The 24,636-nt window shown below is 61.0% G+C and carries 20 protein-coding genes and 1 tRNA gene; 11 read left to right on the top strand and 10 right to left on the bottom strand.

Annotation, left to right across the window (positions count from 1 at the left end):
* Positions 1-32: 32 nt before the first annotated feature.
* Positions 33-1,553, top strand: a complete 1,521-nt coding sequence (locus NFR19_RS03740; RefSeq protein ID WP_251212449.1) for an alanine/glycine:cation symporter family protein — start codon at positions 33-35, stop codon at positions 1,551-1,553.
* A gap of 119 nt (positions 1,554-1,672) precedes the next feature.
* Here NFR19_RS03740 and NFR19_RS03735 read toward each other — a convergent pair whose 3' ends face one another.
* The 7 genes from NFR19_RS03735 to NFR19_RS03705 form a co-directional block, all read right to left on the bottom strand.
* Positions 1,673-3,115 (bottom strand): ATP-binding cassette domain-containing protein, encoded by a 1,443-nt coding sequence (locus NFR19_RS03735; RefSeq protein ID WP_251212448.1) that lies wholly within the window; start codon positions 3,113-3,115, stop codon positions 1,673-1,675.
* Positions 3,108-4,124, bottom strand: coding sequence for an ABC transporter substrate-binding protein (locus tag NFR19_RS03730; RefSeq protein ID WP_251212447.1), 1,017 nt, complete (start codon positions 4,122-4,124; stop codon positions 3,108-3,110). The genes NFR19_RS03735 and NFR19_RS03730 overlap by 8 nt, the downstream gene beginning before the upstream one ends.
* The gene (locus tag NFR19_RS03725; RefSeq protein ID WP_251212446.1) at positions 4,121-5,935 is read right to left on the bottom strand and encodes a [FeFe] hydrogenase, group A; all 1,815 of its coding nucleotides are present in this window, start codon (positions 5,933-5,935) and stop codon (positions 4,121-4,123) included. The genes NFR19_RS03730 and NFR19_RS03725 overlap by 4 nt, the downstream gene beginning before the upstream one ends.
* On the bottom strand, positions 5,929-7,761 hold the full coding sequence (locus tag NFR19_RS03720) for an NAD(P)-binding protein (protein WP_251212445.1): 1,833 nt from the start codon (positions 7,759-7,761) through the stop codon (positions 5,929-5,931). Before NFR19_RS03720 ends, NFR19_RS03725 begins: the two co-directional genes overlap by 7 nt.
* 255 nt (positions 7,762-8,016) lie before the next feature.
* Positions 8,017-8,092 (bottom strand) — tRNA-Ala (locus tag NFR19_RS03715).
* A 192-nt stretch (positions 8,093-8,284) separates the two neighbouring features.
* A complete protein-coding gene (locus tag NFR19_RS03710) occupies positions 8,285-9,016 on the bottom strand; it encodes an ABC transporter permease (protein ID WP_251212444.1) in 732 nt (243 codons plus the stop codon).
* Between the two features lie 6 nt (positions 9,017-9,022).
* Complete coding sequence (locus NFR19_RS03705) at positions 9,023-10,033, bottom strand: ABC transporter substrate-binding protein (protein ID WP_251212443.1); 1,011 nt, start codon at positions 10,031-10,033, stop codon at positions 9,023-9,025.
* Between the two features lie 112 nt (positions 10,034-10,145).
* Between NFR19_RS03705 and NFR19_RS03700 the strand changes: the two genes are divergently transcribed.
* The 5 genes from NFR19_RS03700 to NFR19_RS03680 are packed head-to-tail and all read left to right on the top strand — an operon-like array spanning position 10,146 to position 14,257.
* Positions 10,146-11,027 carry a DUF362 domain-containing protein gene (locus NFR19_RS03700; protein ID WP_251212442.1) on the top strand — a complete coding sequence of 294 codons (882 nt, stop codon included), beginning with the start codon at positions 10,146-10,148 and terminating at the stop codon, positions 11,025-11,027.
* A 1-nt stretch (position 11,028) separates the two neighbouring features.
* A complete protein-coding gene (gene ribD, locus NFR19_RS03695) occupies positions 11,029-12,174 on the top strand; it encodes a bifunctional diaminohydroxyphosphoribosylaminopyrimidine deaminase/5-amino-6-(5-phosphoribosylamino)uracil reductase RibD (protein ID WP_251212441.1) in 1,146 nt (381 codons plus the stop codon).
* Entirely contained in the window at positions 12,156-12,791 is a 636-nt protein-coding gene (locus tag NFR19_RS03690) for a riboflavin synthase (RefSeq protein ID WP_251212440.1), read from the top strand. The genes ribD and NFR19_RS03690 overlap by 19 nt, the downstream gene beginning before the upstream one ends.
* Positions 12,792-12,806: 15 nt before the next feature.
* The gene (ribH, locus tag NFR19_RS03685; protein WP_251212439.1) at positions 12,807-13,271 is read left to right on the top strand and encodes a 6,7-dimethyl-8-ribityllumazine synthase; all 465 of its coding nucleotides are present in this window, start codon (positions 12,807-12,809) and stop codon (positions 13,269-13,271) included.
* 29 nt (positions 13,272-13,300) lie between these two features.
* Positions 13,301-14,257 (top strand): magnesium transporter CorA family protein, encoded by a 957-nt coding sequence (locus NFR19_RS03680; protein WP_251212438.1) that lies wholly within the window; start codon positions 13,301-13,303, stop codon positions 14,255-14,257.
* A gap of 83 nt (positions 14,258-14,340) precedes the next feature.
* Here the strand turns inward: NFR19_RS03680 and NFR19_RS03675 are convergent, their stop codons facing one another.
* The gene (locus NFR19_RS03675; protein WP_251212437.1) at positions 14,341-14,910 is read right to left on the bottom strand and encodes an HdeD family acid-resistance protein; all 570 of its coding nucleotides are present in this window, start codon (positions 14,908-14,910) and stop codon (positions 14,341-14,343) included.
* A gap of 60 nt (positions 14,911-14,970) precedes the next feature.
* On the bottom strand, positions 14,971-15,528 hold the full coding sequence (locus tag NFR19_RS03670; RefSeq protein ID WP_251212436.1) for a hypothetical protein: 558 nt from the start codon (positions 15,526-15,528) through the stop codon (positions 14,971-14,973).
* A 159-nt stretch (positions 15,529-15,687) separates the two neighbouring features.
* On the opposite strand from NFR19_RS03670, the gene NFR19_RS03665 reads away from it, so the two are divergent.
* On the top strand, positions 15,688-16,893 hold the full coding sequence (locus NFR19_RS03665) for an acetate/propionate family kinase (RefSeq protein ID WP_251212435.1): 1,206 nt from the start codon (positions 15,688-15,690) through the stop codon (positions 16,891-16,893).
* Positions 16,894-16,895: 2 nt separating this feature from the next.
* Here the strand turns inward: NFR19_RS03665 and NFR19_RS03660 are convergent, their stop codons facing one another.
* Positions 16,896-17,702 (bottom strand): UTP--glucose-1-phosphate uridylyltransferase, encoded by an 807-nt coding sequence (locus tag NFR19_RS03660; RefSeq protein ID WP_251212434.1) that lies wholly within the window; start codon positions 17,700-17,702, stop codon positions 16,896-16,898.
* 368 nt (positions 17,703-18,070) lie between these two features.
* On the opposite strand from NFR19_RS03660, the gene NFR19_RS03655 reads away from it, so the two are divergent.
* From NFR19_RS03655 to alaS, 4 genes are all read left to right on the top strand, one after another.
* Complete coding sequence (locus NFR19_RS03655) at positions 18,071-19,402, top strand: replication-associated recombination protein A (protein WP_251212433.1); 1,332 nt, start codon at positions 18,071-18,073, stop codon at positions 19,400-19,402.
* Between the two features lie 135 nt (positions 19,403-19,537).
* The gene (locus tag NFR19_RS03650; RefSeq protein WP_251212432.1) at positions 19,538-20,140 is read left to right on the top strand and encodes a DUF948 domain-containing protein; all 603 of its coding nucleotides are present in this window, start codon (positions 19,538-19,540) and stop codon (positions 20,138-20,140) included.
* On the top strand, positions 20,115-21,491 hold the full coding sequence (locus tag NFR19_RS03645; RefSeq protein ID WP_251212431.1) for an AI-2E family transporter: 1,377 nt from the start codon (positions 20,115-20,117) through the stop codon (positions 21,489-21,491). Before NFR19_RS03650 ends, NFR19_RS03645 begins: the two co-directional genes overlap by 26 nt.
* A 294-nt stretch (positions 21,492-21,785) precedes the next feature.
* Positions 21,786-24,422: an alanine--tRNA ligase gene (gene alaS / locus NFR19_RS03640; RefSeq protein WP_251212430.1), complete on the top strand. Its 2,637-nt coding sequence runs from the start codon at positions 21,786-21,788 to the stop codon at positions 24,420-24,422.
* Positions 24,423-24,636 lie beyond the last annotated feature (214 nt).

Genomic DNA, 24,636 nt, shown 5'->3' with positions numbered 1-24,636 from the left:
CAGGTTTTCGACCGCAAGGAGAAAGGAAGAGCGTGGAAGAGGCACTTCTTGGCATCGTGACCACCATCAACAACTATCTGTCGAACTACGTCCTGATCATCCTGCTGTTGGGTATGGGGCTGTGGTTCTCCATTCGGACGCGATTCGTTCAATTCCGCTGCTTCGGCGAAGGATGGCGCCGTCTGTTCGGCGACTTCTCGTTGCGTGGCGGTGACCAGGGCGGTGCTATGACGTCGTTCCAGGCGCTGTCGACGGCCGTGGCGGCGCAGGTGGGCACTGGCAACATCGTCGGCGCGTGCGGCGCCATCATCATCGGTGGCCCAGGAGCCATCTTCTGGATGTGGATCATCGCGCTGTTGGGAATGGCCACCAACTACGCTGAGGCGGTCATGGCGCAGAAAACGCGCATCACCGACCCGGACGGCACGGTCCATGGCGGTCCGGTCTACTACATCACCACCGCCTTCAAGGGCAAGGGTGGCAAATTCCTGGCCGGATTCTTCGCTGTTGCCATTATTTTGGCGCTGGGTTTCATGGGGTGCATGGTGCAATCGAATTCCATCGCCGAAACCATGAACAACGCATTCGGGGTGCCCACCTGGGTCATCGGTCTGCTCGTGGTGGTGCTGGCTGGCTTCGTGTTCGTGGGCGGCGTGTCGCGCCTGGCGGCGGTCACGGAAAAGATCGTTCCCGTGATGGCCATCCTCTACGTGATAGGTTCCCTCGTTATCCTCATCATGAATGCGCCTGCGCTGCCCGCCACCTTCGCGCTGATCTTCGAGTGCGCCTTCAACCCGCAGGCGAGCGTTGGCGGCGCCACCTTCGGCATCATCGCCGCTATCAGTCAGGGGGCGAAGCGCGGCCTGTTCAGCAACGAAGCGGGCATGGGCTCAACGCCGCACGCGCATGCGCTCGCTGAGGTTCGCGAGCCGCACGAGCAGGGCGTTGTGGCTATGATCGGCGTGTTCGTGGATACCATCGTGGTGGTTACCATGACCGCGCTGGTGGTGCTCTCCACGATGTATGTGGGCGATGGCACGCTGGCGACAGGCGACTATATGACGCTGACCGCCGAGACGGTCACCAAGACCAACATCGCGCAGTTGGCGTTCGGGAAGTTCTTCGGTGCCGATTTGGGTGCGTGGTTCGTGGCCATCTGCTTGCTGTTCTTCGCTTTTTCCACCATCTTGTCGTGGAATCTCTTCGCGAAGCTCAATGTGGAGTGGCTGTTCGGCAAGAAAGCGGTGCTGCCTTTCACGATCGTGGCACTGGCGTTCATCTTCTTGGGTTCGCTGCTCTCCAACGAGCTCGTTTGGGAGTTGGCGGATATGTTCAACCAGCTCATGGTGCTGCCCAACGCCATTGCGCTGTTCGCACTGAGCGCGCCTATCTTGGCTATCGCGAATGCGCGCCACGATAAGCGGGCAAGCGATGTGGGTGAAGAGAAGCTCGAGGATCAAGAGCGCGCAGCCGCGGTTAAGGTGGCGAAGGAGCTTGCGCGCACCGCTGAGGATGAGGCTGCGCACGGCGGATCTGACCGAAGCGAGCGGTAGCGGAAGGAGCATGCTGGCGCTTCATGGTGGGGCGCCAGCATGTTGCAAGCGGTCAGGTCAGGGCTCTGGTGCGGTCATTCATGATATCCGATGCGCTGGGGCTGTGGCAGAAGATGCGCTCAGAGGCGCACGATAGCGGCATCAAGCAAGGCGGCGTCGGTGGGGTCATGCGTGGCAACGATGAGGGGCCTGCCATCGAGCGCGTCCTTGATGAAAGCGCAGACCGCTTCGCGACGCGCGGGATCAAGACCGGTGAATGGCTCGTCGAGCACGATCGCTTGTCCGTCCGAGAGCAGCGCACGCACCAGTTCGGTCAGGCGCTTTGTGCCGCCGGATAGCTCAGATGCTGCTCGGTCAAGAGCATCAGCGCCGATCAGAGATGCGAGCTGTGCGCGAATGCGATCAGCGCTCATGCGCTTTCCTGCGGCAAGAGCAACGTTTTGGAATGCGCTGAGGTTTTCCAGAAGCGTGGGGTCCTGCATGACGATGCCGATGCGCGCGGGCGCATGCGCGCGTCCTGCATCGGGCGTGCACAGACGCGCGAGCATGCCGAGCGCGGTGCTCTTGCCCTCGCCGGTGGGCGCCATCAGGCAAATCCGCTCGCCTAGGGAGACGCCAAGAGAGAAGCCCGCAAGAACGCTCGTGTCCCCGTATGCCTTGTGCACATCTTCAAGGATGAGCGATACCGGGGTCGCGCCCGTTGGCGCGGGAAGGGAGCGGGGGGAGGAGGTGGGCAGATGCGCGCGCGTGCCGTTGAGCGCCCATGTTGCGAGCCCTTCTGAACAGCGCAGCGCTGCGAGCACGATCCGCTCATTGAGCCAGCTGAGAAGCATCACGGTGATGGTCCATGCGAGCAGTCCTGCGCTGTCAAGCGTCAGCTTCGAGGTGTACACCTCGGCACCGATCGAGCCGAGTGGCAGGCAAAGCAACTCGGCGGTGATGCCCGCCCGCCATGCGAGCGCAACGGCGGTCTTGCTCGCAGAGGTGAAAAAAGGCAGCGCGGCGGGCCATATGCAGCCGCAGAATATCTTCCAGCGGCTTACCCCGAGCAGCTTCAGCGCCTCTTCGGTGCGCCGCGGACGCGCTTCGAGTGCCTGTTGAATGGCAACGTAGAACGGCGGGAAGGCGACGAAGGCGACGATGGTGGCGAATGCCCCCTGTGCTCCCCACATGACGAGCACGATCACGACGATGCAGGCGACCGGTGCGCTCTTCATCACGTGCAACAGCGGCGCGAAGAGTTGATGGACGAGCATGAAGCGATGTCCGAGCGATCCGAGGATGAGACCGCAAAGGCCCGAAAGCGCGCCAATGCCGATGATGCGCGCTGCCGTGTTCCCGATGGCTATCCAAAACGATGGCTGTGCGACGCTTTCCCCAAGCGATGCGAGCACGGCCCATGGATCCGCGAAAAGCAGGTCGTTGCCGATGATGCTGGCGACGACGCACCAGAGTGCTATCCAAAAGAGGGCGCCTAAGGCGAATCCGCCCGCAGAGCGAGAAGACCGTGGTCGTGCGTGCTCTTCCGGTGCACCATGATCGGGCATGGTGACGTTAGGCAAGGTAGAAATCATTCCCGGGCAGCGCGCCGCCCACCGCATCGGGAGCCTGCGCGTAGAGCGTCTCAAGGTAGCCCGAAAGGGCCTGCTTCATCTCATCACCGGTCAGGCAGACAACATTGCAGAGCGGGATCGCTTTTCGGGCGACCTCTGCGTTGTCGATGATGCCAAGGGAAACCACCTGGTCAACGATGGCATCGGGGTCGTTCTGCGCGATGGCAGCAGAGGCTTCATGACGGCTCAAGAAGGCATTGATCGCTTCGGGCTGCGCTTCTACGGTATCTGCTTTGGTGATGGTCACGCCGGTGATCAGGCTGCCGCGGGCACCCCCGGTGGCAGCTTCCCAAGCGGCGGTCAGGTCGATGCTTTCGCTAAGGGCGGCATCTTTCATGCTCGCTGAGGTGGCATAGGGTTGCGGTAGAATGCCCACCGCCTCGTGGTCTTGAGCGATGAGCGCAGCAACCTCGGCTGGCTCGGAACGGAATTGCAGGTCCACGTCCTCGGTGGTCAGACCGCTGGCCTCCAAGAGGGCGAGCACGGTGTATTCGGGAACGGTCCCTTTCCCGGTCAGGTATACCGTACGTCCACGAAGGTCCTCGACCGCCGTCACCTCAGCGGCGCTCACGGCATACAGCACGCCGAGAGTGTTGACGTCGATGACGCGAATGGCGCCGCTCGTGCGCTGGTAGAGCGTGGCGGCCAGATTCGCTGGCACGAGCGCGATATCGAGCTGGCCTTGAAGGAGTTGGGGTGCTATCTCGTCGGCCGAAGCCGCGATGGTGAACTGACCTTGGTCCTGCGCCATCATGGAGGCGAGCCCGATAGAGGTGGGCCCTTTCAGCGACCCGATGCGCAGCACGTTAGCGGCGGTATCCGCTGCGTCAGAGGATACGGGAGCGGTGCTGTCGGGTTCTGGTGCTGCGGGCGTGGATGCGCACCCGGTGAGAAGGCATGCCGCGGCAAGGATGAGCGCGAGCGCCCGGGCGCCAAGCGTAATGGATGTTCTGGTCATGCGGTTGCCTCCTTTGCCGTGGCGTCTTTGCCGTCGTGGGGAAGATGGATGGTGTGCAGCAGATGGTGGGCGCGCTCCGAGCAGGGCTTGCCGAAGAATACGTCGTAGAGCATCTTGATCTGCGGGTTCTCATGCGAATAGCGCAGCGGCATCTGGGTCTTGTCGATCGAGCGTAGCGTTTGACCGCGCTGCAGGCCCCGCTCGCAATCCGATCCGTCGATAGGCTGTCCGCCGCCGCCCGCGCATCCGCCAGGACACGCCATCACTTCCACGAAATCGTAGGTGACAACGCCCGCGCGAAGGGCTTCCAGCAGCGCATGCACGTTCGAGAGGCCATGCACGACCGCACAGCGCACTGACGTGCCGTTCATATCGAAGGTGCCCTCGGTCCAAGCGCCATGCTCGCTGACGGCGAAGGCGAAGCTGTCGGGAGGCGCTGTTTGTCCGGTGGCCACGTAATACGCAGTGCGCAGAGCGGCTTCCATGACGCCACCAGTGGTGCCGAAGATGACGCCTGCGCCCGTGAAGGTGCCCAGCGGGTCGTCAAGGGGCATGTCCTCAAGGCCGTCAACGTCGATATCGGCGTTCTTGATCATGCGCGTGAGCTCGCGCGTGGTGAGCGCTGCATCCATATCGGGGATATCGGGATGGGAGTTCATCGGAAGCGTGATCTCTGCCTTCTTGGCGGTGCAGGGCATGAGCGCGACCGAGAAGATGTTATCGGGCTTGATCCCCTGCTTCTCAGCGAACCAGGTCTTTATCACCGCGCCGAGCATCATCATGGGGCTTTTCGAGGTGGAGAGGTGCGCGAGCGCATCGGGATGGTGATCCTTCGCATGCTGAACCCATGCTGGGCAGCAGCTCGTGAAGAGCGGCCAGGTGATGCCATCGTCGGATGCAGTGCGATTAGTGAGCCCCTCGAGCAGTTCGGTGCCTTCCTCCATGATGGTCAGATCGGCGGCGAGGGACGTGTCGAACACATAGTCAACGCCAAGCTGCTTTAAGGCGGCTACCATGCGCTCAACGGGAAGCGCTCCATCGTCAGCGCCGAGGCCCACGCCCCACGACGTTCGTGTTGCGGGCGCGATCTGCACGACCGTGGTCTGCTCCGGGTCGGCGATGGCATCGAGCAGCAGGCTGGTGTCGTCGCGCTCGGAGAGGGCACCGGTGGGGCAATGGGTGATGCATTGGCCGCACGAGACGCAACCCGCCTGACGCATGCTCATGCCGTCGGCAACGCCAACCGTCGAGCGGCTGCCCGTGCCTCTGAACGCCCAGACTCCGATGTCTTCCAGACGGTCGCACGCCGCGATGCATCGACCGCAGTGGATGCATCGGTTCTCGTCGCGCTGTACGATGCGCTCTGCTGGCCAGGCCGCTCGCTTGCCTTGCACGAGTTGCTTGGCGTAGGGCGATGGCGTCTCGGTCACGAACAGCCCGGATGGATCCCATGCGATGAGCCCCGCATCGAGCAGGAGCTTCTGGAAGCGGCAGGTGCCGGTGCGCGGGCAGTACGCGCAGTTCAAGTCGTGTTGAGAGAGCAGCAGCTGAAGGGCGGTCGTGCGTGCGGTGCGCACCTGATCGGTGTCGGTGTGCACGACCATGCCTTCGCGCACCACGGTGTTGCAGGAGGCAACGAGGCGATCCTCGCCTTCCACCTCAATCACGCAAACGCGGCACGATCCGATGTCGTTGAGTTGGGCGAGGAAGCACAAGGTGGGAATCTGCGCCCCTGCGCGCTGGGCGGCTTCAAGGATGGTGGCGCCTTCCTCTGCCTCGAGCGCGATGCCGTCGATGATCACGTTCACCATGATGCTACCTCCTGAGTGCACGTTGCCCCGAACCCGTAATGGTCGCAGCGCAGGCAACGGCTTGCTTCTTGATGTGCTTCTTGGGCGCTCATGCCCAGCTTTGCGATCTCGAAGGTCTGCGCCGCATCGGCGGAGATGACGTCTTTGAGCTCGATGCGTCCGCAGGGCCCCACGGCAGAGCGCGCAGGCGGGATGTCAACGCGGTCGTACACGTCGTGCGTATAGCCAAGCGCGTTATCGATATTGGCTGCCGCCACGCGTCCGGCTGCGATCGCCTTGATGACGGTGGAAGGCCCGCTCACTGCATCGCCTCCGGCATACAAGGGGGTGGGGGCACCTGCGATGGCGCCGTCCTCCTGCGCCACGATGCAGCCGCGCTCGGTCTGGACGATGCTTGCGAACGCGCCGGAATCAATAGCTTGACCGATGGCGATGATGATGGCGTCGCAGGGGATCGTGCGTTGCGCCACGTCGGCATCGTAGGGAGTCGGTCGGCCGCCTCGCCCGATGGCACCGATGACCTGCGGTTGCACTATCAGCGCGCACACGGCGCCCTGGTCGTCAACTTCGATGGCGATGGGCGCTTGGAGCTGCGTGATCTGGCAGCCTTCCGCCTTCGCCTCGTCGATCTCTTCGGGAAGGGCTGTCATATCTGCGAGTCGGCGTCGGTAGACGCACTCGACCGAGCGCGCTCCCAAGCGCTTTGCGGTGCGCGTGCAGTCCATGGCCACGTTACCGCCTCCCACCACGCAGACGCGCTTCCCGTTGAAATCGGGCGCGCATCCACTGCTGGCGGCGAGCAAGAACTCAACGGCTGACATGACCCCAACGGCATCCTCTCCAGCGCAGCCGAGCTTCTTGCTCTCGTGCGCGCCGATGGAGACGAACATGGCATCGTGGGCATCCATGAGCTCTTCGAAGGTAACATCGGTGCCGACCGCACAGTCGGTGCGAACCGCGATTCCGGTGCTCAGGATAAAGTCGATATCAGCATCAAGGTGGTCTTGCGGCAGCCGGTAGTCGGGAATGCCGTAGCGCACCATACCCCCCAGCTTCTCTCGCTGATCGTAGATGGTGACATCGTGTCCCATGAGACGCAGATAGTAGGCAGCGGTGAGACCGGCGGGGCCGCCGCCAACGATACCGATGGTCTTGCCGGTAGCGGGAAGAGGCGCAGGCGCCGGGCTCCACGTGGCATTATCGGCAGCATAGCGCTTGAGCCCGCAGATGTTGACCGGTGCGTCTTCAAGCGCACGTCGGCAGGTAGCTTCGCAGGGATGCTCGCATACGTACCCGCACACGGTAGGAAGCGGATTGGTGTTGCGTATGACGCGCAGCGCATCGTCTAAGCGTCCAGCGCGGATGCAGGCGATATAGGCGGGCACATCCACGTGGGCCGGGCAGGTGGTCGTGCAGGTTGCCTGAGCACGCGCGCGATGGCTGCATGAATCGTCTTCGATGTGGCTGGTGAAGTCCTCCGCGAAACCGTCGAGCGCATCAAGGATCATGCGTCCGGCGGTGAAGCCGATGGCGCAGTCGGATGCGGCGCGCATGACCTCGGCGGTCGCACGGAGCTCGTCCAGCACCTCCGCGCTACCCGTGCCGTCGAGGATGCTGTCAAGCTTCGCGCAGCACGCACGCAGGCCCACACGGCAGGGCGTGCATTTCCCGCAGGAATCGGCCAAGAACATACGGCTCAGCGCGGCCGTGTATTCCACAGGGCATTGCTCGCAGGGGGTTGAGGCGAGCATGGCGGCTGCCTTCTTAGCCAGCCGGGCATGTTCGGCCTCAGCAGCTGTGGGGCTTTCTAGTACGAGACGTGGCATGGTTCTCCTTCATCGGAAAGCATCGATGCCGCAAAGGTTCGCGCGCGGCAGTTCCGAATACGAATGCGTCAAGTATGAGCGAGGAATGTTTCGGATGTGATAACGATTAGGCGATAGGGAGAAATCTTATGAGTTCCGAGCCGTGCCCGCAGGGTGCCCCGCGCGTTGTATGCGGGTAAAGAGCACCTTGTGGTTCGATTCCCTGCAAACCGTGCAGGAATGAAAAAGAGCCGAGTGTACCGGCTCTCAAATTCATGGTGGAGCATAGGGGGATCGAACCCCTGACCTCGTGATTGCGAACCACGCGCTCTCCCAGCTGAGCTAATGCCCCATGGATGCGGCTGTTGCCGCGCCGAACTATTATAGCGCAACGACGCGGCGCTGCAATCGAGGTTTTAGGCTGGGCCCAAGATGGGGTTTGAGAGAGGGGAGGAGGATCGTATCGGTCGCGGTGCTGGAATGCGGTGTTAGGTTGCACGTTGGGTCGTTGCGCCGGGTCGCGCGGATGCTGCGTTTCGCTCGTCTAGCTGCGCCACGTGCTGAAACGCCGCTCAGCTACATCGAAGGCCTCATAGATCAGCACGCCCATCACGGCGAAGGCGATGATGCCCGCGAACATGCGCGCGTATTCGAGAAGCGACCATGAATGCATGATAAAGTAGCCAAGCCCGGTGCTGCCCGCCATAGATTCAGCGATGAACAGGATGGCCACGGCCGTTCCGGTGGTGATGCGCAACGCGGTGAACAGCGACGGCAGCGAGGCGGGCACGATCAAGTGCGCGAAGGTGCTCAGCCGCCCCGCGCCCAAGCTGCGCATGGATTCCACGGCTGTTTCAGGGATGGCACGGGCGGCATCGCGCATGGTGACCACCATCTGGAAGAACACAGCAATGGCAATGAGGGTCACTTTCGCCTCGCCCCCAATGCCGAGCAGCACGAACAGGATGGGCAGAAGCACGATCTTGGGCAGAGGGTAGAGAATGTAGAGCGCAGGGCCCAAGATGAGGTCGGCGCGTCGCGAGCGTCCAAGCGCCAGACCAAGGGGAGCGCCAATGAGCGTGCCGATCAGCATGGCCACTAAAATGCGCTCTAAGCTCAGCAAAAACTCCGGCATGATGGCTCCGCATTGAGCGATCAACACCGGTACGGTAGCGGCCGGGGTGGGCAGCGCAGGGGAACCGATGGCCGCCGCGAGCGTCCACCACACGGCGATGACCAGCAGGGTTCCCCAGATGTATCCGACCGCCTTGCCCATGTGCGCCTACAGGCTCATAGCTCCTGTGGCTGCATCATAGGAGACAGCGCCGCCATACCCGCGTGACCTCATCCAATCGAGCACGGGCTGCACCATCGTATCGCTCGGATGCACCAGCGCTCCGTTGCTCAGCGCGTTGGGGTAGCTGCTGATAGGATAGCTCTCCGCGATGGTCTCGTTCAGATTGGCGTTGGTCACCAAGATATCGTGATACGCCTCAGGGTCGTCGGTCAAAAGCTTCACCGCGCCATCCCAGATCTCGGCCACATCGAGCACAGCCTGCTCGTTTTCGGCGGCCCACTCGGCGCGCGCCACCATGACCGATTGCGAGATGTTGCTGCCTTGCGAATCGTCAGCAATGACCTTCATGCCGTTCGCCTCACCAAGGGCCAGCAGGGGGGCCGGAAGCGCCGCGCCCATCAGCTGCCCGGAGGCGACCAGGCCGTAGCGCTCGGGCAGGCTGGCAACTTCCTCCGAGGGTATGGTCACGTCCGCTTCGGCGCAGAGCATGTTGAACACGTATTCGGGCACCGTGTTCGCTCCCACGCCAACGCCGTGCAGATCGGCGCTCGCGGAATCGGCAGCATAGGCGGCCATTTCTTGAAGCGTGCTGTATGGCGCATCGGCGGGCGCCAAGATGCCGAACACGCCCTGGCTCGCCATCTCGCCCAGCGTCACCCATTCCAGATCGACGGCGGTGCCGCTCTCGGTCAGCTTGGCTGCGCGCATGATATCGGTCATGGCCATATCCACCTCGCCTGCGGTGATGGCGGCGGAAAGCGCCTGGGCGGAATCGAAGGGAACCACCTCAACAGTGGTGCCATCGGCGGCAGCCATGTTACTGTCTTGTGCCACCCATAAAGGCAGGATATCTTCGGTGGGCATGGTGCCGACGCGAACGACGGCGGCTTCGGTTTCGCTCGGTGTCGATGCGGGGGTCGAGCATCCTACACAACTGGCGAGCGCGAGGGCAGCGCATGCGCTCACGACCATCGCCTTCAAAGCGTTGATTCTCACAAGGGGACTCCTATTCTTTGTCTTTGCAGGCGTTGGCGCACCTGCTTTCCTACGCGCATGCGCGCGTTGTATCATGCAAAGAACAGATTCTATCCGAAAGGAGCCCCCAGTCATGGCGAGATCGAAGGTCTATTTCACAACGGACATCAGCCCACAGAGCGTGGTGCGCCTTTACGAGAAGTTAGGCGTCAAGCTGCCGGGGAAGGTGGCGGTGAAGGTGCACTCAGGTGAACAGGGCAATCAGAACTACCTACACCCTGAGTTCATGCGCCCCATAGTGGAAGAGGTGGATGGCACCATCGTGGAGTGCAACACCGCCTACGAGGGTGCGCGCGACGCCACCGAGAAGCACGAGAAGCTGATGGCGGCGCATGGGTGGACCGAGTTCTTCGAGGTGGACATCATGGATGCCGATGGCCCCGACGTGTCGTTTCCCATTGAGAACGGGCGGGTGCTGCATGAGAACTTGGTGGGCAAGCATCTGATGGACTATCAGTCCATGCTGGTGCTCAGCCACTTCAAGGGGCACCCTATGGGCGGTTTCGGCGGCGCGCTCAAGCAGCTCTCCATCGGGTGCGCTTCCAATGCGGGCAAGGTGCTCATCCATACCGGTGCCGCGAGCACCGTGCAGGGTGATTTCTGGGATAAGCATGCCACGCAGGAAGATTTCCTGGAGGCTATGGCTGAGGCTGCCGAGACGGTGGTGAATCACTTCGGCAGCAATCTGGCGTTCGTGAACATCGCGGTGAACCTCTCAGTCGACTGTGACTGCTGCGCGGTGGCAGAAGACCCCTGCATGGCAGATATCGGCATCTTCGCCTCCACCGATCCGGTTGCCATCGATCAGGCGTGTATCGATGCGGTCTATGGCTCAAGCGATCCGGGACGCGATCATTTGGTCGAGCGCATCGAGTCGAAGCAAGGCACGAAGATCATCGACCATGCGGCGCGCTTGGGATATGGCAGCAAGGATTACGAACTGATCGAGGTATAGCGTGTTCTCGGATGCCGACTATATGGCTCGCGCGCTTGAACTCGCGGCGCGCGGAGGTGGATGGGTCGCGCCGAACCCGCAGGTCGGCTGCGTTATCGTGCGCGATGGTCAGGTGCTCGGCGAAGGGTGGCACACCTGCTATGGTGCGCCCCATGCCGAGCGCGAGGCGCTGGTCGCCTGCGAGCGTGCCGGTATTGATCCGGCTGGCGCCACTGCGTACGTCACGCTTGAGCCCTGTGCGCACACCGGTAAGCAGCCGCCGTGCTGTGATGCGCTCATCGAGGCGGGCGTGGCGCGCGTGGTGGTCGGGTCGGCCGACCCAAACCCCTTGGTGGCTGGCAAAGGCATCGCGCGATTGCGGCACGCTGACATTCGGGTGGACGAAGGCGTGATGCGCGCGGAATGTGATGCACTGAACCGCGCCTTCTTCCACTTCATCACAACGGGACGCCCGTTGGTTGTTGCGAAATATGCCATGACGTTGGATGGCAAGGTGGCTACGCGCACGGGCGCATCCCGGTGGATCACGGGCGCGGACGCGCGCGGGCGCGTGCATGAGGATCGTGCCCGCGCCGCCGCCATTCTGGTTGGAGTGGGCACGGTGCTCGCCGATGACCCTGCGCTGACCGTGCGCGGGGTGGAAGGCGCTCATCAGCCGATGCGCATCGTCTGCGACACGCACATGCGCACGCCGCTCACAAGCCAGCTCGTGCGAACCGCGCACGAGCACCCCACGCTCATCGTGGGAGGCGCGAGCGACACGACGCGCTTGGCGCCTTATGAACAGGCGGGTTGCGAGGTGCTTGCATTGCCGGTAACTCCTGATGATCATGTGCCGCTGCCGCAGTTGGTGGACGCATTGGGAAAGCGTGGTATTTCCAGCGTGATCGTAGAGGGTGGACCGGTGCTTTTGGGTGCTCTCTTCGATGCGCACTTGATCGATCGGGTGCAGGCATACCTTGCGCCTAAGCTGTTCGGCGGCGCTTCGGCCCCTGGTCCTCTTGCGGGCCGCGGCGTGGCTGAGCCATCGGCATGCGCGTCGCTTGTCAACGCGCAGACGACGGCCTTAGGGGATGATATCCTGATCGAGGGCGATGTGCGGTATACGTCAGGAAACGAGGATGAGCCATGTTCACCGGTATCGTAGAAGAGGTCGGCAGCGTTGAGCGCATCACGCCCGGCGCGCGCTCAGCTACGATCGCGCTCAAGGCATCCACGGTGGTCGAGGGCACGAAGCTGGGCGACAGCATCAGCGTGAACGGCGTCTGCCTCACGGTGACCGATCTGTCAGCGAGCGGATTTATGGCCGACGCCATGCCCGAAACGTTGACCCGCACCGATCTGGGGCAGCTGCGTCCGGGCAGCCCCGTGAATCTGGAACGGGCGCTGCGCCTGTCCGACCGGCTTGGCGGGCATTTGGTTTCGGGTCACATTGACGGCACCGCGCGCATCGCATCGTTTGCGCACGACGACAACGCGGTGCGCATTCGCATCGCCGATGCTGCGCATCTCACGCCGCTGATCGTGGAAAAAGGGTCGGTGGCTCTTGACGGCATCAGTTTGACCGTGACCGCGGTCGATGCCGCCACGTTCGAGGTCTCGGTCATCCCGCACACCTTCGCGCATACGAACCTGTGCGATAAGCGGGTTGGTGACGCGCTCAACGTGGAGTGCGATATCATAGGAAAATACATCGAGAAGTTGATGGGCGCACAAGAATCCTCAGGCATCACGATGGATTTTTTGGTCCAAAACGGTTTCTAACGAAAGGCGGCGAACATGACGGTGTTCCAAGGTGAGCTGGTTGCGAAGGGTGCGCGTTTCGGTATCGTTGCCAGCCGTTTCAATGATTTCATCACCGCGCGACTGCTCAGTGGAGCTCAAGATGCGCTCATGCGCCATCAGGTTGCAGCGGAGGATATTGACGTTGCCTGGGTGCCTGGCGCTTTTGAAATACCCCTTGCAGCGCAGAAGATGGCACAGAGCGGCCGCTATGATGCGGTCATCTGCCTGGGTGCGGTCATTCGTGGCGCCACCACGCACTACGACTACGTGTGCGCCGAGGTGAGCAAGGGCATTGCCCAGGTATCCTTGCAGGCTGGTGTGCCGGTGATGTTCGGCGTTATCACCACCGATACCATCGAGCAGGCCATTGAGCGTGCGGGGAGCAAGGCGGGCAACAAGGGAAGCGAATGCGCCGAAGGTGCCATTGAGATGGTGAACCTGATGCGCGCCATGGCCTGACGCGGCGACGCGCAGCGGAAGACGCGCTCATGTCCATCTACTACGAGCTGCGCTCGGTCGGGGCGCTTCAAGCGAGCACGCTCGCCTCGAATCTGGTCGAGGTATCGGCAGACGAGGCTGCGACCAGCGCGCTGCCCGTTGTTGAAGTACTCACCCCCGCTCAGTTCTGCCAGCTTGGCCTTGAGGATTGCACCGATCTTGCCACCTCTCAGACACTGGCTGATGCTGAGAGCAACTATGTGGATATCTATCCTGACCATGTGATGGGCTCGTTCTCCGTTCCTGCACGCTCTCTTGAAGCGGCGGATCCAGATACGTTCGCTTTCTTTTTGGACAAGCGCAAGCTGGTCTTCGTGGACGATGGCGCAGCGGCGAAGCACGTGCTCGCGCAGATCGTGCAAGCCGGCGTGCTGCGCAGCACCTCGGTGGCTCATTGTCTCTATGTGTTCATGAAGTATCTGATGCTGGACGATCTGGATTACATGGGCACCATAGAAGATAACATGGAAGATCTGGAAGAGGCCATGATGGACCTCAATACCGAGGTGCGCACCTCCCAGATCATGGGATACCGACGGCTCTCCATGCGGTTCGCGGCGTTCTATCAGCAGCTTGCCACGATGGGCGCCATGCTCTCCGACAACGAGAATAAGATGATGTCGCACGAGGAAGCGCGTCAGTTCGATCATATCGAGAACCTGGCCGATCGCCTGAGCAATCGAGCGGACACACTGCGCGAATACAGCTTACAGCTTCATGAGCTGCATCAGACCCATATCGATCTGCGTCAGAATTCCATCATGCAGCTGCTCACCATCGTGACGGTGATACTGGCCCCCATGACGTTGGTCACAGGATGGTTCGGCATGAATCTGGTGACCCTGCCCGGCGCGGATGTTCCTGCGATGTGGGCGGTGATGCTAGGAGTGTTCGCCGTCTGCATCGTCGCACTTTTGGTGCTGTTCTATCGGAAGCGGTGGCTATAGGAACGCCCGCTACGATGGTAGGGGGACGCAGGAACGCTCAGCCATGATGGCGGGTCGTCCAGCTACGATGGTGGGACGCCCGGCTACAATGCGTCGTTTGCGTTCTGGATGTCTGCTTTCTGAAGGCGCTTCAGCTGGTATTCCATGAACAGCTCGCATGCGCCGTTCACGAGCATGATGACGCCCAGCACCAAGATGAAGGTGGCGGCCGACTCGAACGGGTTCACGATGATGACGATACCGCCTGCGGCCACAAGAAGGCCAATGATCAGCGGCGCTATCCAGGAGTTGTCGTTGAAGCGGCGCAACTCGATAGAGCGGATGGCGCACACGATGCCGCACAGCGCGATGATGATGCCTGCGATGATGGAGAAGAACCCAGCAACAGCTTCCGGGAAGACGAAGGCGACCAGCGCGATGAGCAGGCACAGCACACCGGTTGTCAGCACGCTGGGGGAGTGGCGGTCGGCCCCGTTCGGGCGGGCATACGCAATGAGCGATGCCGCACCCGACAGGGCGAACAGGGCGCCGAACAGGTAAATGACCGTCATCACGGTAACGCCGGGCCACAGGATCAAGAAGAGTCCCAGCAAGATGAACAAGATGGCCTGCACGAACATGTTCGATCTGATGGCCTTGAAGAGGGTTTCCATGATGCGCTCCTTTCTTCCCGGTCGGCGCGTGCGTTACGTTCTTACCAGCTTTGCGCTGACTTACCGAGCGAAGACGATGCTGTCCAGCGAAGCCAGGGAGTTGCTGCCGTCCACCGGCTCCCAGGTGTTGTTGTTCAGCTTGTATTCGATGGTGGCGGTCTCGGTAACCACTTCGGTCTCATCGAACGCCTGCATGACGGCCTCGCCCAACTTGCTCATCTTCTCTTCCGAGGTCAGCTCGGCAATGGCCGGATCGTCAACGAGCGTCTGCGCGACCTCGGTGATGCGCTGAGTGAAATCAGAGCTGCTCTTGGAGACGATGGTCACCGTTGCGTTAGCGGTATCGCCGTTGACCTGCACGTCATCAATGGTGTAATCGAAGCCATCCAGCACAGCCGCGGCGAACTCCTGCGAGTCGATCCCCATCTCATCGAGCCCTTCGTTTTCCATGGCGGTGGCGATGCTGCTCAAAGCGGAGTCGTCCTGGTTCTTGAACGTATCCAGTTCCTCGGTCAGCTTCTCGCGGATCAGCTGCTCGTTGTTCTGGCCACAGCCTACCAAGCATAGCGCGCCTGCCACCAACGCTACCGCGGTCATAATGGAGATGATCTTCTTCATGCTTTGCCCTTCTCTCGTTGATCGGTATTCCCCTGTCCTTTCCGTTCAATGACGGTATGCCACAGCTTACGCTACTTCGCCTATATTGGGTACCAGGGGTTTTTGAACCGAACCCGATCTGTGAGCAAGTGGAAACATACGCATCGGCAGGAGGCGCGCATGATAGTGCTCGTGGTGAACGCTGGCAGTTCAACGTTGAAGTGCCAGTTGATACAGACCGATGGGAAGATACGCCTGATGAAGGCGCTCGCAGAGCGCATTGGGGCGGCGGGGGCGTGCATGGAGGTCGCCTTCGCTCCTGACTTTCGTGAGCAGACGGTTCCGGTGGAAGGCTGCACGGTGCCGGAGTGCCTGAGTATCTTGTTGGACATGCTTGAGAGGGACCCCGACTCGCCCATTGCCTCTTTGGATGATATTCAGGCGGTCGGCAACCGCATCGTTGCGGGCGGTGAGTATTTCAGCGAATCAACGTTGATAGACGACGAAGCGTTCGAGAAGCTCACGCGCTGCGAAGAGCTTGCGCCGCTGCATAATCCGCCTGCCGACGCGTGCATTCGCTTGCTGCGCGAGCGCCTGCCGCACACACCTGAAGCTGCGGTGTTCGACACGGCGTTTCATACCACCATGCCGCCGAAGGCATACCTGTATCCGTTGCCGCAGCGCTACTATCAAGACTACGGGATCCGCCGCTATGGTGCGCATGGCACGTCGCATCGCTATGCGGCCCAGCAGGCGGCCAATCTGTTGGGGCGCCCACTGAAGGATGTGGGCCTGATCACGTGCCACCTGGGCAACGGTGGCTCCATCACGGCCGTGAATCACGGGGAATCCATTGATACCACCATGGGGTTCACGCCCCTTGAAGGGCTCATGATGGGCACGCGGTCCGGCTCCATCGACCCGGCTATCGTGACGTACATCATGCGTCGCGATAGCATCAGCTTTGAAGAGATGGACCGCATCCTGAACAAGGAGTCGGGCATTCTGGGCGTGAGCGGTCTGTCGGCCGATATGCGTGATGTGCTGGCGGCGGCGGATGCGGGCAACGAGCATGCAGCACTGGCGGTGGATATGTATGTATACCGGGTGCAAAAAGCCATCGGTAGCTTCTATGCGGCCATGACGCGCACCGATGCGGTGGTCATGACCGCGGGCATCGGCGAAAACTCAGCCGAACTGCGCGCACGCGTCTTCGCCGGTCTCGCCCATATGGGCATGATCTTGGATTTAGAGAAGAACGATGTCACAGGCCAGATCGGCGTCAATCGCATCATCTCCATCGACGATAGCCCCATCAAGATATGCGTGGTAACCACCGATGAAGAGATGCGCATCGCCCGCGAGACCAGCGCGCTCGTCGACTGAGCCTATCGCTGCGCGAAGAGCGTGTTGTTCGTTTCCAGCCAGCTGGGCACCGTACCGGTGTCAAAGCCGTCGGCCGGGTCAACCACAAGCGCATACATTTCCTCTTCGACAAGCAACGCATCCAGCGCGTCGGTCAGCTGTATCTCGCCACCAACGCCCGGCTGGACCTGGGCAAGCAGTTCCATAACCCGCGGAGTGAGCAGGTAGCGCCCGAATACCGCCAAGTTGCTCGGCGCATCTTCGAGGGCAGGTTTTTCCACCAGCGCATCCACCTTCCAAACGCCCTCTGAGACCTCGCTACCGGCGATGACGCCGAAACGGCTGACCTCTTCGTCTGGTACGGGCATGACGGCGATGACGCTGGCGCCACCGTGGGCATCAGAGACGGCCTGCATGGCAGGCAGCATCTGGTTGCCTGGCACGAGCACGTCCCCAAGAAGCACGTAGAACGGCTCGCCAGCCGCTGCCTCAGCTGCGCAGAGCACCGCATGACCGAGCCCCAGCGCTTCATCTTGATACACATATCCTACGTTCAGGTTGCCCACGTACTCCACCGCGTCCGCATACGCGTTCTTGCCGCGCTCGCGCAGCAGGCTAACCAGATCGGGGTTGGGAGAGAAATGCTCTTCGATCGCATGCTTTTCGCGGGAATTGACGATGATGACCTCATCGGCGGCGCTGGCAAGACCCTCTTCAACCACGTATTGGATGGCGGGACGGTCAACGACCAAGAGCATCTCCTTGGGGACCGCCTTGGTGGCAGGTAAGAAGCGGGTTCCAAGACCAGCAGCGGGGATGATAGCCTTCATGAGGTTCCTTTCTTCGACACGGTGGCACTATCTTACCAATCTTGCATGGCGTATGGGCTGTCGCACAGCGGAGAAAAAGGCGACGCCCCCGAGGACCGGGGGCGTCAGAAAAGAGGGGATGATGCGGCGTGAGCCGCGCTGCTTCAAAAGGGTAAGCAGGCCTTCAATCAGGCGCACCAGCTGAGTGGATGATCCAAACAGGCAGCTCGCCTCATGTCGGCGCGTTCAGTATAGGAAATGCATTTGAAGCCCTTATGATGCAGTTTTGGACAGATTATGAATTCTGCGTTACGGCGCGTTAACGTCTAGCACGCATCGGGAGTTATAAAACATTTGTACGATTACGCAACCCGTGATACTATGAACTCATGGATACCGTGAGCCTGTTCAGCGATATAGAAGACGCCCATCGTAGAGCGGTGGCGCCGCTCGCGGTGCGCATGCGCCCTCGTACGCTAGCAGAGGTGGTTGGGCAGGCCGACGCTGTGGGCGAAGGCAGCTGGTTGCGCGCCTCCATCGAGGCCGATACCTTGAGTAGCGTCATCCTCTTCGGTCCCGCAGGCACGGGCAAAACGTCCATCGCGCAGGTGATCGCGGAAAACACGCGGGCTTCTTTCGTGGAAGTTTCGGCCGTGGGCGGCACCGTGAGCGATCTGCGCCGTGAGATTGCCGCAGCTGAGAAGCGCCTATCTGCGGGCGGCATGCGGACCATCCTGTTCGTAGACGAGATACACCGCTTCAATCGCAGCCAGCAAGATGCGTTGCTGCATGCGGTGGAAGACCGGGTGGTGGTGCTGGTGGGCGCTACCACGGAAAACCCCTTCTTTGAAGTCAATTCGGCGCTGCTGAGCCGCAGCCGCATCGTGGAGCTCCACGCGCTCTCTGACGCTGAGATCGGCCAGCTGCTCGATCGCGCGCTCACCGAAGAGCGTGGTCTTGCTGGCGCGTTCACGCTCGAGGACGATGCGCGCGCAGCCATCGTGTTGCTAGCAGGGGGTGACGGTCGCAGTGCCCTCTCCACGTTGGAGCTGGCGGCGCAGTTGGCCCGTCCCACCGACGATGCGTCAGCGGCGGGGCCTTTCGCTATCACCGAGGATATGGTGCGCACGGCAACACCGCATCGCGCTCTGCCCTACGACAAGAATAAGGATATGCACTACGACATCATATCCGCGTTCATCAAGAGCATGCGCGGGAGCGACCCTGATGCGGCGCTCTACTGGCTGGCGCGCATGATCGACGGGGGAGAAGACCCGAAGTTCATCGCGCGGCGCATCTTCATTCTGGCGGCGGAAGATATCGGCAATGCGGATCCGCAAGCGCTCTTGGTGGCCGAGGCGGCCTTTAGGTCGGCGGAGGTCATCGGTTATCCAGAATGCCAGCTCATCTTGGCTCAAGCGGCTACCTATATGGCGTTGGCACCGAAGTCGAATGCGGCGTGCGGCATCTTCAAGGCACTGCAAGAAGTGCGGCAAGGCCCGCTGCGGCAAGTGCCGGACAATCTGCGCGACCGACATCGCCCTGGCTCGGATGACTACGGCGAATACAAATATCCTCATAACTACCCGGGCGGTTGGGTCGATCAGCAGTATCTGCCCGACGGGGTGAGCCGTGGTTCCTTCTGGCAGGCGGGCGAGCGCGGTTGGGAGGCGTATCGCACCGACGCCATCGCGCGCGATCGGGCCGACTTGAGCGAGTAGCGCCCGTGCCCGTGCCTGACCGTCTGTCTGCATCTTCTTTACGGCATTTCAACCTGCTGACGAATGCTCGCGCAAAATCGCAATCTAAGTCATAGAATACTTGTTCAAGTTAGCTTGGCGAAGGAGGCGTGAAGCATGGATATCATCAATATGATCCTTCCGATCGTGTATATCGTGGTGGGTGCGGCCCTCGTGTGGTTCATCGTTGAACTGGTTCTGACCATCCGTCGCACGCGCAGCATGGTAGACGACGTGCAAAAGCAAATCGAGCCGACGCTTGACAATGTGCAGCAGCTGACCGAGGACGCAAAACCGCTGGTCGAGCGCGTATCGCTTACGGTGGATGCTGCGAATCTGGAGATCATGCGCGTCGATGAGATCCTGCAAGACGTCAATCAGATAACCGGCACGGTCACTCGCGCGGTCGATACGGTCGATAACGTGGCGAACGCTCCTATGGACCTGGTGAACTCTTTGACCCGCAAGGTGCGCAACAAGCTTGGCGGCAAGCACGCATCAGATGTCTCGAAGGAAATGGGCAAGGCTAAGGCAGAAGGGCTTGAGCACGTGGAAGATGCTATGCTCGATGGCATTGACGCCGACTTGGCTGGCAGCGATGCGCCTGAAAGCGTCAACGAAGGCTACACCGCGGTGAAAGTTGAAACCACAGCACCGCTCAACGATGAACCGCAACATGAGGATCTGACGCATAATGGCGCAGCACAAGCAGCCGAATAGCGCATCCTCAACAAACGCATCGAATACCGCCACGCGCCCTCAGGCTTTGAAGCGCGTGGCGGCTCTGCCCTCCACCGTCTCGGGTGACGAGAGGCTGAAACGGTGGTTCATGCGCATCTGGGCCGCCGTGGGCGCCATTATCCTGATCGGCGTTACCATCTACCTCCTGAACGTGCTGGCGCTGCCCGTCAGCATGATCATTTGGACGCTGCTGTTCATCTTCATGTTGCGTCCGCTTGTCAATGGCATGGCTGATCGCGGCATGAATCGCATGCTGGCCACCACGCTCGCTTACCTCATCATGTTCGTGGTGCTCGCCGCAGTGTGCTTCCTGATGTTCTCGCCCATGTTCGGCTTGCCCGAGCAATTTCGCAATCTGCTGTCTGGCATTCCTACCTACGTGGATAACATCACCCACTGGTTCAACACCGAATACGGAAAGTATGCGCAGTGGTTCGAGAACGACACCATGAAAAACTTCATCGACAGCGCAGCATCTTCGTTGTCGAGCTGGGCGTCGGGCATGGCCTCGGGGGCTGCCACCGCCATGGTCGATATGAGCGCGGGCGTGGCCAATGCGTTTATGGCCATCGGCTTCGCGTTGGTCATCGCATTTTGGTTCCTGATGGGGCTTCCCGCTTTGCGCAACGAGATAAAGCGCCTTCTTGATCCCAAATACTATGACGACGCGCATTTCCTGCATATCACCTTCACGCGCATCATGGGCGGCTACATCAAAGGCATGATCTTGCAATGCCTGCTGATCGGTGTGGCTTGCGGCATTCTGTTCGGGGTGGTTGGCATTCCCAATGCGCCTGCGCTGGGTGTCATTACCGGTGTGCTCAACATCATTCCCATCATCGGTCCGTGGTTGGGTGGTGCGGCGGCGGCCATTACCGCGGTGTTCGTCAGCCCACTGACGGCAATCATCGCACTGATCGGAACCATCGTGATTCAGCAGTTCGTCTACACCTTCATCAGCCCGAAGATCATGTCCAATTCGGTTGATGTGCATCCGGCGCTCACGCTGATCGCCATGATGTTCGGCACGGCTATCGGCGGAGCCATGAGCGGCATCTTAGGGTCGCTAGTGGGCATGCTCTTGGCCATTCCGGCGGTTGCGGTGATGAAGTCGTGCTTCGTGTATTACTTCGAGAAGCGCACCGGGCGTCAGGTGGTCAGCGAGGATGGCGTGTTCTTCAAGGGCACCCCGCAAGAACATCAGGACGGCTCAGCGCATCCGCTCATGGATGCTACTTCCAGCTTCGAGCCGGTGAAAAGCGAGAGCGGCCTGATCGCTCGGTTCCGCAAGGTGAAGAGCCACAAGGGCAAAGGGCAAAAGCGTCACTAAAGGTGAATATCACCAAAGGCGCGAGCAAGAGCACGACCAGGAGCGGATCAAGGGCGAAAACGTAAACGTACGCAAGAGCGCACCAAAGGCTCGGGCGAAAGCGCGTCAAGGGTTCGGGCGAGGGCAGGGGTGCTCGCGACGACCAGACTCCCTGCGGCACTGGAAACGTCGCGCACTGTGCAGACGTAATGGAACATTGCCGTTTCGTGGGTCCCGAGCGGCTTGTGGGCGGTCGGGACCGCATGCTTAGCTATATAATGCATCGGAGACTATCGGACCGTTGAAAGATCGCCCATGGAATACATGACAACCGCGCAGATTCGCGAAGCGTACCTCAGCTATTTCGAGAGCAAGGGCTGCAAGCGCATGCCCTCGTCCTCGCTGATTCCTGACGACCCCTCACTGTTGCTCACCAGTGCCGGCATGGTGCAGTTCAAGCCGTACTTCTTGCAGCAAAAGCAGCTGGAAGAGCCCTACGTGGGCACCACTACCGTGCAGAAGTGCGTGCGCACCAACGACATTGACATCATCGGCACGACCGGTCGCCATCTCAGCTTCTTCGAGATGCTGGGCAATTTCAGCTTCGGCAAGTACTTCAAGCGCGAGATGTGCACCATGGCGCTTGATTTCAGTGTGAACGTGCTGGGCTTGCCGCTTGAGAAGCTGTACTTCACCGTGTTCGAGGACGACGATGAAACCATCCAGATCTGGAAGGATCTGGGTGTACCTGACGACCATATCTCGCGCCTGGGCGAAGACGACAACTTCTGGCGCGCAGGTCCTACGGGGCCGTGCGGGCCATGCTCAGAGCTGTATTACGATCAGGGCCCCGAGTTCGGCTGCGGCAGCCCCGACTGTGCGCCCGGCTGCGATTGCGACCGCTTCCTTGAATACTGGAACTGCGTGTTCACTCAGTTCGACGGCCAGGAAGACGGCTCTTTGGTGGAGCTTCCCAAGAAGAACATTGATACCGGCATGGGCTTGGAGCGCATTGCGGCCATCTTGCAAGGGGTGCAGACCAATTACGAAACCGACGTGCTGCGTAGCTTGATCGCGGTGGGCGAGCGCCTGGCGGGCGCCACCTATGGCGAGGACGCGACGGTGGATCTCAGCTTGCGCATCATGGCCGATCACAGTCGCGCGGTCACCTTCATGATCGCCGATGGCATCTTGCCCGGCAATGAGGGCCGCGGTTACGTGCTGCGCCGTCTGCTGCGTCGCGCCATCATGAAAGCGCATCTGATCGGCGTGGAAGGTCACTTCCTCAACGAGTACGTGGACGAGATCGTTCGTCTGATGGGAGACGTGTACCCGGAGATCGTGGAGAACCGCGAACTTGAGCGCAAGCTGATCATGGCCGAAGAGGACCGGTTCGGCGCCACCCTGGCCCACGGGCAGGCATACCTAGAGCAGGAGCTCGCCACGCTTTCGGGCACGACGCTTTCAGGCACCACGGCATTCACGCTGCACGACACCTATGGCTTCCCGGTCGAGATCACCTCCGAGATCGTGGGCGAGCGCGGCATTCAGGTAGACATGGACGCCTTCGAGCGCGAAATGGAGGCGCAGCGCGAGCGAGCTCGCAGCGCTGGCGCCAAAGATGCCGAGGCCGCATGGAGCACCTACGGCGGCGTGTACGCCGATATTCTGAACGAGGTGGGACCCACCGCATTTGTGGGGTACCAACACACCGAAGCGCCCGCCACGGTAGTTGCGCTGGTGCGCGATGGGCAGCGCGTTGATGTGCTGGAAGCGGGCGAGAAGGGCGATATCTTCCTGGACACGACGCCGTTCTACGCCGAGATGGGCGGTGAGGTGGGAGATACCGGCCGCATCGTTGACGGGCAGGTCCATGCCTACGTGGAAGATACCACCGCGCCCGAGAAGGGTCTGGTGCGCCATAGCGTGAAGGTGGAGGGCGGTCGCATTGCCACGGATGATACGGTGGAGGCCATCGTGGATGCGCGGCGGCGCGCGTCCATCGAGCGCAACCATACGGCAACTCATATTCTGCATGCGGCGCTGCGTCAGGTGCTGGGCGATCACGTGCGCCAAGCTGGCAGCTATGTAGGCCCTGATCGTTTGCGCTTCGACTACACGCATTTCGAGGCCATGATGCCCGAGCAAATAGCCGAGGTGGAGCGCGTTGCCAATGACCGTATCATGGAGGCTGTGCCCACCACCATCTACGAGACCACGCTCGACGAGGCCCGCGCCAACGGCGTGACGGCGCTGTTCGGCGAGAAGTACGATACCGACGTGCGCGTGGTGGAGGCAGGCGAGTTCAGCCGAGAACTGTGCGGTGGCTGCCACGTGAACAATACCGCTGAGATCGGCTTCCTGAAGATAACGAGCGAGAGTAGCGTGGGTTCAAATACGCGGCGCATCGAGGCGGTAACCAGCTACGGGGCTTTGGCGTATGTGGACAAGATGGAAGCTGAACTGCGCGAAACGGCCAGCATGTTGAAGGTGCCGCTGTTCGACGTCTCCGAGCGCACCGCTTCGAACCTCAAGAGCATGAAAGAGCTTCAACAGGCAGCCAAACGCGGCAAAGAGGCCGTCTCGGATGATGGCATTAACGAGCTGTTGTCGATGGCGCAGCAGGCGCCTGCGGGCTATCCGGTCATTATTGCGAAGACGCCAGCGCAAGAAGCCGGTGGGCAGCGTCATCTGTGGGATGTGGTGCGGGCGCGCATGGCTGCGCCAGGAGCACTGGTCATTGCGGGCGAGAATGACGGCAAGGCGGTGCTGATGGCAGCGGCTACCGACGAAGCGGTGGCGAAGGGCTTTGATGCTGGGCAGATCATCAAGGCCATGGGGCCAGCCATTGGTGGCGGTGGTGGTGGCAAACCCACCATGGCGCAGGCTGGCGGTAAGAACCCGGCTGGCATTGAAGATGCCTTGGAGATCGCGCGCAACATGGTACTGTAGGGAGTCGCTCGCGGATCGTTTTGCTTGTGAATAAGCACCTCTTCATTGACGCACGTTGCTTTTGCACGTGTGTCACTTTTATGGAGCAAAAAGCCACGGTGATCGGGTAAAACAAAGTGGCTGGACCTAATGGTTTTCGGCCGCGCTCTCGCAAAATCAAATATGGAGATTGTGTCGGAGGGGTTGCAGGTGGCAACGCGATGGTGATTGAATA

The sequence above is a fragment of the Adlercreutzia murintestinalis genome, assembly GCF_943192905.1.
GTDB lineage: Bacteria > Actinomycetota > Coriobacteriia > Coriobacteriales > Eggerthellaceae > Adlercreutzia_A > Adlercreutzia_A murintestinalis.
This window is presented reverse-complemented; position numbering and strand designations above follow the sequence as displayed.